The sequence below is a fragment of the Anaerotignum faecicola genome (assembly GCA_024460105.1).
Lineage (GTDB): Bacteria > Bacillota > Clostridia > Lachnospirales > Anaerotignaceae > JANFXS01.
Window position 1 is genome coordinate 1 of the sequence record JANFXS010000170.1, and the last position, 499, is coordinate 499.

General features: G+C 43.7%; 1 protein-coding gene. It reads left to right on the plus strand.

Going from position 1 to position 499, the window contains the following annotated elements:
- Window positions 1-256 (plus strand): hypothetical protein (locus NE664_13340; GenBank protein MCQ4727616.1); only part of this gene is annotated, 256 nt, incomplete at its 5' end.
- Window positions 257-499: the final 243 nt, after the last annotated feature.

Genomic DNA, 499 nt, shown 5'->3' on the forward strand with positions numbered 1-499 from the left:
GGGAGGTCAATTGTCTGCGGCGAGTTGTGAAGAGGCGGGGAAATGCGAAACACCAGACAGTTGCGTAATACTGGGAGACGGCTCTTTCATGGAGGAACTAAAATCAGCGGTTCCTCCTATTGTTTCTATAATCAGTAAATGTGAGAAGGCACAGTCAAAATACGAAAAAGGGACGGCGCAGTTTCGGCGGTACGAAAAGATAATCCTTGCAATGAAGGTCTCAAAGACTTTACTGGAAGACCGGTTGGAGATATAAGCCGTGCCGGAGAAATTAGCAGGAAAGGTGAAGTCGGCCGGGCGAAAGTAAAAAAATTACAGGTTTTATAAAATTATCTCCGTTGAAGATTGTCCCTCCTCTTACTTATAATAGACTTAACAGGCAGTAAGAAGTTTAGACATAAGGAAGTAATGAACGCTATTTTCAAACATGCACCAGGGGACAGGCAACAGATCAAGAGGACAAACGAGAGGGAGGTTTTACAATGAAGAAGAGATGGAT